Genomic DNA, 6,641 nt, shown 5'->3' with positions numbered 1-6,641 from the left:
CTTCGCGTCGGCGGCCGCGGCGAAGAAAAGAGCCGCGGAATGATCGTCAAAGGACGTTTGCTGGGCCGGCGCCGCTGGCGCCAACCATAAATGATCGAGCACCGCGCCGCGAAAAACCAACCATTTGCAGTAACCGGATTGCAAGCGCGGCGTGTCATGGTGCATCAGTCGTAAAACCGTTCCGGGTGACACCGAACGAAACGCAAAGTGACTTTCGCGGCAGGCCGGCCATCCCTAAATAGCGCTGGGTTTTCGCGGGGAATCGGGGGCAGCGTATGTGCGGTATCGTTGGAATTGTCGGCCATTCACAGGTCGCGCCGCTGATCGTCGATGCGCTGAAGCGGCTCGAATATCGCGGCTATGACTCGGCCGGCGTCGCCACCATCGAGAATGGCACGCTCGGCCGCCGCCGCGCCGAAGGCAAGCTCATCAATCTCGAACGCCGGCTGAAAGAAGATCCGCTGGAAGGCACGATCGGCATCGGCCATACCCGCTGGGCGACCCATGGCGTGCCGAACGAGACCAATGCGCATCCGCATTTTTCCGAAGGCGTCGCGATTGTCCACAACGGCATCATCGAGAACTTCGCCGAGCTGCGCGACGATCTCTCCCGCGATGGCTACAAATTCGCCTCTCAGACGGACACCGAGGTCGTCGCGCATCTGGTCGCGCGGGAGCTCGCCAAGGGGCTGAAGCCGGTCCAGGCAGCGCACCAGGCGCTGAAGCGGCTCTCGGGCGCGTTTGCGCTGGCGATCATGTTCAAGGGCGACGAGGATCTGATCGTCGGCGCCCGCAACGGTCCGCCGCTTGCCGTCGGCCATGGCGACGGCGAGATGTTTTTGGGCTCGGACGCGATCGCGCTGGCGCCTTTCACCAACGCAGTCACCTATCTCGAAGATGGCGACTGGGCGGAAGTGCGTCGCAACAGCGTCACCATCTATGACGCCGACGGCAACAAGGTCGACCGCAAGCGCCAGCAGTCGCTCTCGACCAGCTTCATGGTCGACAAGGGCAACCGCCGCCATTTCATGGAAAAGGAAATCCATGAGCAGCCGGAGGTGATCTCGCACACGCTGGCGCATTATGTCGATTTCGTCTCCGGCGTGTCGAGGCCGCTCGATCTGCCCTTCGACTTTGCCAAGATCGGCCGGTTGGCGCTCTCGGCCTGCGGCACCGCCTATCTGGCCGGGCTGATCAGCAAATACTGGTTCGAGCGCTATGCGCGGCTGCCGGTCGACATCGACGTCGCCTCGGAATTCCGTTACCGCGAGATGCCGTTGTCCGGGAACGACGCGGCGTTCTTCATATCGCAGTCGGGCGAGACCGCCGACACGCTGGCTTCCCTGCGCTACTGCCGCCAGGCCGGCATGAAGATCGGCGCGGTCGTCAATGTGCGCGAATCGACCATGGCGCGCGAATCCGACGTCGTGCTGCCGACGCTTGCCGGGCCGGAGATCGGCGTCGCCTCGACGAAGGCTTTCACCTGCCAGCTCTCCGTGCTGGCCTCGCTCGCAGTGCGGGCCGGCGTGGCGCGCGGGACGATCTCGCGCGATGAGGAGAAGCGGCTGGTGCGCGAGCTTTCCGAGGCGCCGCGCTTTGCCACACAGGTGCTGAAGCTCGACGAGCAGATCGAACGCATCTCGCGTGATCTGTCCCGCTACAAGGATGTGCTCTATCTCGGCCGCGACACCAATTTTCCACTAGCCATGGAAGGGGCGCTGAAGCTCAAGGAAATCTCCTACATCCACGCCGAAGGCTATGCCGGCGGCGAGCTGAAGCATGGACCGATCGCGCTGATCGACGAAAACATGCCGGTTATCGTGATCGCGCCGCATGACCGCATCTTCGAAAAGACGGTTTCCAACATGCAGGAAGTCGCGGCGCGCGGCGGCAAGATCATCCTGATCACCGACGCCAAGGGCGCGGCCCAGGCCGGCATCAAGTCGATGGAGACGATCATCCTGCCCGAAGTACCTGAGATCATCGCGCCGATCATCTACGCGCTGCCGATCCAGATGCTCGCCTATTTCACCGCGGTGTTCATGGGCACGGATGTCGACCAGCCGCGCAATCTGGCGAAATCGGTCACGGTGGAATAGCACTGTCACTGCTTCTTTTGGGCACCGTAGTTCGAAGTATGGCTTGCCGATGGCCCTTTCACTCCTCGGCGGGCGTCGCGGAATGGATCCTCGGGTCTACGCCGCGTCGCTTCGCTCTTTGCTCCGCGCGTGATGACGAAGGGAGGGGTGTTGCAGCCAGTCGCGAACGCAGGAGCTTCCATTTGGAACGCTGAAAGCCGCTTCATAGAGAGCGCTCTTTAAAAACTTCGCAGTTCCAAACCGAATTGCGGTTCACTAAAGTTCAACCGCAATCTGCGCCGCGGTGATCCTATGTCCGACGCCCTGAAGACCTCTGGCATGACCCGGCTCAGGAATTACTTCCTGACGGGCTTCATCGTCTGCGCGCCGCTGGCGATCACCGCCTATATCGCCTGGTCGCTCATCGGCTGGGTCGATTCCTGGGTGAAGCCCTACATTCCCGCCCGCTACAATCCGGACACCTATCTGCCGTTTCCGGTCCCCGGCTTCGGGCTGATCGTGGCGCTGGTGCTGATCACGTTCATCGGTTTCATGACGGCCAACATCGTCGGCCGCGCAATCGTCAATTTCGGCGAGCGGCTGCTTGGCCGCATGCCGCTGGTGCGCGGTATCTACCGCTCCCTGAAGCAGATTTTCGAGACGGTGCTGTCAAACAAGGGCGACATGTTCCGCCAGGTCGGGCTGGTCGAATATCCGCGCAAGGGAGTCTGGTCGCTGGTCTTCGTCGCCAGCGAGAAGGAAACCGAGATCAACCAGAAGCTCGACCAGGAAGGCGATCCGTTGATCGCGGTGTTCATGCCCTGCACGCCGAACCCGACCACAGGCTTCCTGATGTATGTTTACAAATCCGAGATCGTGCTGCTCGACATGACGATCGAGGACGGCGCCAAGCTGATCGTTTCGGCCGGCATGGTGGCGCCGGAGGTCAAGGCCAAGCTGGTGACGCTGAACGGCGAGCCGATCGAAGGGCCGCTTGCCAATCCGGCGCTGGGCGCGGCTCAGCCGGCGCGCAGCAGCCGCACCGCCTCGTCGCGCCCGAACAGGTAGAGCAACAGCCGCAGCGCCTCGCCGCGCCCAGACTGCAATTCGGGGTCGCGCGACAGGATCAGCCTTGCGTCGTCGCGGGCGGCTTCCAGCAGGTCGGCATGGAACTCGATGCGCGCGACCTGGAAACCTGGCGTGCCGGACTGGCGGGTGCCCAGCAGTTCGCCTTCGCCGCGCAGCTTCAGATCCTCCTCGGCTATGCGGAAGCCGTCCTCCGTCTCGCGCATCACTGACAGCCGGCGCTTCGCCGTCTCACCGAGCGGATCCTTGTAGAGCAGCACGCAGGACGAGGGCTTGTCGCCGCGCCCGACCCGGCCGCGCAACTGGTGCAACTGGGCAAGGCCGAAGCGCTCGGCATGCTCGATGATGATGATCGTGGCGTCCGGCACGTCGACGCCGACCTCGATGACGGTGGTGGCGATCAATATGCGCGTTTCGCCCTGCTTGAAGGCGCGCATCGCATCGTCCTTCTCTGCCCCTTTCATGCGGCCATGGACGAGGCCGATCTGTTCGCCGAAGAGCGGCTTCAGCGAAGCGAAGCGGTCTTCCGCCGACATCAGCTTGATCTCTTCGGATTCCTCGACCAGCGGACAGATCCAGTAGATCTTCTGACCCTCGGCGACGGCGTCGACCATGCGCCCGACCAACTCGTCCAGCCGCTCCATTGGCAAAGTGACGGTGCGTATCGGCTGGCGGCCCGCCGGCTTTTCGGTGAGCTTCGAGACATCCATGTCGCCGAAGGCGGTCAGCACCAGCGTGCGCGGAATGGGCGTCGCCGTCATCACCAGCATATCGGGCGCGTCGCCTTTGGCGGTGATGGCGAGACGCTGGTGGACACCGAAGCGGTGCTGCTCGTCGACGACGGCAAGCACGAGGTCGTGGAAGGTCACCGTCTCCTGGAACAGCGCGTGCGTGCCGACGACGATGTCGATCGCACCGCTGGCGAGGCCTTCCAGTGTTTCGGCGCGTTCGCGGCCCTTCTCGCGGCCGGTAAGGACGGCGACGCTGAGGCCGGCTTTTTCCGCCAGCGGGGCGATGGTCGCCAGATGCTGCCGCGCCAGGATTTCGGTCGGCGCCATCAGCGCAGCCTGGCCGCCTGCCTCGACCGCGCGCCCCATGGCAAGCAGCGCGACCACCGTCTTGCCGGAGCCGACATCGCCCTGCAGCAGACGCAGCATGCGTTCGGGGTCGGCCAGGTCGGCGTTGATTTCGCCGAGCGCGAATTCCTGGCTGAGGGTGAGCTTGTAGGGCAGGGCAGCGCGCAGTTTCTCGACAACGCGCCCGTCGCCGACCAGCGGCCGGCCCGAAAGGCGGCGGATTCTGGTGCGCACCAGCGCCAGCGACACCTGCCCTGCCAGGAGCTCGTCATAGGCCAGGCGCCGCCAGGCCGCACCCTCGACGGCAACGTCGATCGGGTCCTTGGGATAGTGGATGCGGATGAGCGCATCGCCGAAGGACGGAAAGGTGTGGCGGCGCATGAAGGCGTCGTCCTGCCATTCCGGCAGTTCCGGCAAGCGGCCGAGCGCCTGTCCGATGGCGCGGCGCAGCACTTTTGCGGACAGGCCGGCGGTTAGCGGATAGACGGGCTCGACCAGCGGCAGGCCCTCGGCCTCGTCGAGCGGCGCGATATGGTCGGGATGAACCATGGTCGGGCGGCCGTTGAACCATTCCATGCGGCCGGAGATTACGACGCGCTCGCCCTCAGGCAGCATCTTCTGCAGATAGGCGGCATGGGCATGGAAGAAGGTCAAGGCGATCTCACCGGTGTCGTCATGGGCGTAGATCCGGTAGGGCACGGACCTGTTGCCGCGCGGCGGCGGCTGGTGACGGTCGACCCGCACCTCGAGTGTTACGATCTGGCCTTCGGCCGCTAGCGCGATGCCAGGCCGATTGCGGCGGTCGATAACCGTGTTGGGCAGCACGAACAGAAGATCGGCGGCGCGCGCGGCGCGGTCGCCGAGATCGGCCGGCACGACACGTTCGATCATGGTCCCGACCTTCTGGCCGACGCCGGCGAGCGAGGTGATCGGGACGAACAGGGGATCGAGGATGGAAGGACGCATCTCGTCAGCTTATGTCGCGGAGGCCGCAGCGCAAAGGCTGACACCAATCGCTATCCACGCTATATGCGCCGCTTCGAACAGGGATGTAGCGCGATGACCGGAACACAGCGATCAAGCGAGGGCCTGGACGTCCGCCGCCGCAAGCTGCTGTTCCGCTCCTGGCATCGCGGCATGCGCGAGATGGATCTCATCCTGGGATCCTTCGCCGATGCCGAGATCGGCGCCTTGACCGCCGACGAAATCGACCAATATGAAAAGCTCCTCGAAATCCCCGACACCGAATTCCTGCCGATGATCACCGGCGAGCGCCCGGTTCCGCCCGATATCGATTGCGCGGTGCTGAAGAAGATCCTGGCGTCGCGCCGGACCATGACATTTTGAAAGAAGCATGAGTCTCATTCCCTCCATTGGCCTGCCGAAGGGCCGCGCCGGCCAGTTCATCGTCGATGGCGTCGCCGACGGTTACGAAGCTTTCGCGCTGGCGCGGACGGCGCAGGAGATCGCGCCCGACAAGCCGGTGCTGTTCGTCGCGCGCGACGGCCAGCGGCTGCCGGCGATCATCGATGCGCTCGCCTTTGCCGCTCCCGGCCTGCCGGTTCTGGAACTGCCTGCCTGGGACTGCCTGCCTTACGATCGTGTCTCGCCGGGCGCGGATGCCGCCGCGCGGCGCCTCGACGCGCTCTCCGCCATCGTTGCGCTGGCGAAAAAGCCGCACCGCGCCGTTATCCTCACGACGGCCAATGCGCTCTTGCAGCGCATTCCGCCGGCCGAACTGATCGAGGCGCAGACCTTCCACGCCAAGCCCGGCAACCAGATCGACATGAACGTGCTGATCGCGCGGCTGGAGAATTCCGGTTTCGAGCGCGTGCCGACCGTGCGCGACGTCGGCGAGTTCGCGGTGCGCGGCGGCATTCTCGACCTCTTCGCGCCCGGCTGGAGCGAGGCGCTGAGGCTCGACTTCTTCGGCGACACGCTGGAATCGATCCGCGTCTTCGACGTGGCGACCCAGCGCACGACCGGCCAGCGCAAGTCGATGGCGCTGCAGGCGATGAGCGAGGTGGCGCTGACGCCGGAAACGATCAGCCGCTTCCGCCGCTCCTATATCGAAGCCTTCGGCGCGCCGTCGCGCGACGATGCGCTCTATGCAGCCGTCAGCGAAGGACGGCGCTTTGCCGGCATGGAGCACTGGCTGCCTTTCTTCTACGAGCAACTGGAGACGGTGTTCGACTATCTGCCGGACGCGCCTGTCATCTTCGATCATCTCGCGCATGAGGCGCTGGCCGAGCGCCATACGCTGATCCTCGATCACTATGAGGCGCGGCGGAAGCAGGCTGACGGCGCGCTGAAAGATGCCGTGCCCTACAAGCCGGTGGCGCCGGATCTGCTCTATCTCTCGCCGGAAAATCTCAAAGCCTCGCTCGGACCGCGCGAGGAC

4 protein-coding genes and 1 pseudogene are annotated in these 6,641 nt (G+C 64.5%); 4 read left to right on the top strand and 1 reads right to left on the bottom strand.

The window, feature by feature from the left end; genetic code table 11:
• Positions 1–275 precede the first annotated feature (275 nt).
• Both glmS and EOA60_RS13560 read left to right on the top strand, forming a co-directional pair.
• A complete protein-coding gene (gene glmS / locus EOA60_RS13565; protein WP_095825220.1) occupies positions 276–2,099 on the top strand; it encodes a glutamine--fructose-6-phosphate transaminase (isomerizing) in 1,824 nt (607 codons plus the stop codon).
• 291 nt (positions 2,100–2,390) lie between these two features.
• Positions 2,391–3,146 (top strand): DUF502 domain-containing protein, encoded by a 756-nt coding sequence (locus tag EOA60_RS13560; RefSeq protein ID WP_067000327.1) that lies wholly within the window; start codon positions 2,391–2,393, stop codon positions 3,144–3,146.
• On the opposite strand, the gene recG is transcribed toward EOA60_RS13560, so the two are convergent.
• Entirely contained in the window at positions 3,098–5,206 is a 2,109-nt protein-coding gene (recG, locus tag EOA60_RS13555) for an ATP-dependent DNA helicase RecG (RefSeq protein ID WP_095825221.1), read from the bottom strand. The two genes, EOA60_RS13560 and recG, sit on opposite strands and share 49 nt — an antisense overlap.
• A 93-nt stretch (positions 5,207–5,299) precedes the next feature.
• On the opposite strand from recG, the gene EOA60_RS13550 reads away from it, so the two are divergent.
• Positions 5,300–5,587, top strand: a complete 288-nt coding sequence (locus tag EOA60_RS13550) for a succinate dehydrogenase assembly factor 2 (RefSeq protein ID WP_095825222.1) — start codon at positions 5,300–5,302, stop codon at positions 5,585–5,587.
• 7 nt (positions 5,588–5,594) lie between these two features.
• Positions 5,595–6,641 (top strand): annotated as a pseudogene (locus tag EOA60_RS13545) (transcription-repair coupling factor); the annotation flags it as partial.

The sequence above is a fragment of the Mesorhizobium sp. M1A.F.Ca.IN.020.06.1.1 genome (assembly GCF_004023265.1).
GTDB lineage: Bacteria > Pseudomonadota > Alphaproteobacteria > Rhizobiales > Rhizobiaceae > Mesorhizobium.
The sequence above is the reverse complement of the archived record's forward strand: the minus strand, read 5'-3'. Positions and strand labels throughout refer to the sequence as shown.